Annotated in this window: 1 protein-coding gene; it reads left to right on the top strand. The window is 69.6% G+C overall.

Annotation, left to right across the window (positions count from 1 at the left end):
* Nucleotides 1–383 precede the first annotated feature (383 nt).
* Nucleotides 384–1,535, top strand: a complete 1,152-nt coding sequence (locus H5J26_RS30775) for a Gfo/Idh/MocA family protein (protein ID WP_181769222.1) — start codon at nucleotides 384–386, stop codon at nucleotides 1,533–1,535.
* Nucleotides 1,536–1,656: the final 121 nt, after the last annotated feature.

The raw sequence follows: 1,656 nt of genomic DNA, 5'->3' as shown, positions 1-1,656 counted from the left end.
GCCCTCATCGTGAACGAGGCCGAGCTGGCCGCCGAGGTGGACCGCGGTCGTGTGCGCAGGGGCTCTGCCGCCGGTGCTCTTCCTGGTGCCCGGCCCTCTGGCTCTGGCCCTCACCGCCGTCGAGCTGCGGTGGGAGGACGGGCGGTGAGCGCGCGGGGGCACCTCTTCAGCGGGTTACCGTACGTGGCGCACGGTGACCACCCGATCATGCCCAGCCCTGTCGAACTTGAAGTGAACCGGCTACCGTTCTGGATAGAAAGCGCTTGCTGAATCGCTGCAGAAGCAGGCGTCTCCAGAGCCTCATCAGCACCACTTGCCACCGTCCGATCCACCGCGATCCGGACCATCACGAGCCGCGCCGGCGGACCGAAGGAGAAGCCCACGTGACACGCAGGACAGTGCGCATCGCCATGAACGGCGTGACGGGACGCATGGGTTACCGCCAGCACCTCGTCCGCTCGATACTCGCGATCCGGGAGCAGGGCGGGATGGATCTCGGTGACGGCAGCGTGCTGTGGCCCGAGCCGGTGCTCGTGGGCCGTCGCGACCACGCTCTGAGGGCCATCGCCGAGCGGCACGGCCTGGACGAGTGGACGACCGACCTCGACGCCGTCCTCGCGGACGACACCGTCGAGGTCTACTTCGACTCCCAGGTCACCTCCGCCCGCGAGGAGGCCCTGAGGAAGGCGATCGCAGCCGGCAAGCACATCTACACGGAGAAGCCCACCGCCACCGGTCTGGACGGCGCACTGGAGCTGGCACGGCTCGCACAGGCGAAGGGCGTCAAGCACGGCGTGGTGCAGGACAAGATCTTCCTGCCGGGCCTTCTGAAGCTCAAGCGCCTCATCGACGGCGGCTTCTTCGGCCGGATCCTGTCCGTGCGGGGGGAGTTCGGCTACTGGGTCTTCGAAGGCGACTGGCAGGAGGCACAGCGGCCCTCCTGGAACTACCGGTCGCAGGACGGCGGCGGCATCGTCGTCGACATGTTCCCGCACTGGGAGTACGTGCTGCACGGGCTGTTCGGCAGGGTCGCGACCGTACAGGCGCACGCCTCCACGCACATCCCGCAGCGCTGGGACGAGGCCGGCAAGCCCTACGACGCCACGGCGGACGACTCCGCGTACGGCATCTTCGAGCTGGACAGCGGCGTCGTCGCCCAGATCAACTCCTCCTGGGCGGTGCGGGTCAACCGGGACGAGCTCGTCGAGTTCCAGGTCGACGGGACGGAGGGCTCCGCCGTCGCCGGGCTCCGCCGCTGCCGGGCCCAGCACCGTTCGGGCACGCCCAAGCCCGTCTGGAACCCGGACCTGCCCGCGACGGAGACCTTCCGTGACCAGTGGCAGGAAGTGCCGGACAACGGTGAGTTCGACAACGGCTTCAAGGCTCAATGGGAGCTCTTCCTGCGGCACTTCGCGCTCGGTACGCCCTATGACCGGGACCTGCTCGCGGGCGCGCGCGGGGTGCAGCTCGCCGAACTCGGCCTGCGTTCCTCGGCGGAGGGCCGCCGTCTGACCGTCCCCGAGCTGTCGCTGTGACGTCCACGACCGCCGACGCCCCGAGGCCGGGCACAGAAGGGAGAGCCTCGTGATCCGCCTGCCCGACGAATCCGGGACCCTGCGCGAGTACGAACCCAGGGCCGAGCCTGCCGCCGCCCTC

Source organism: Streptomyces albidus (ex Kaewkla and Franco 2022) (assembly GCF_013870515.1).
Lineage (GTDB): Bacteria > Actinomycetota > Actinomycetes > Streptomycetales > Streptomycetaceae > Streptomyces > Streptomyces albidus.
This window is presented reverse-complemented; position numbering and strand designations above follow the sequence as displayed.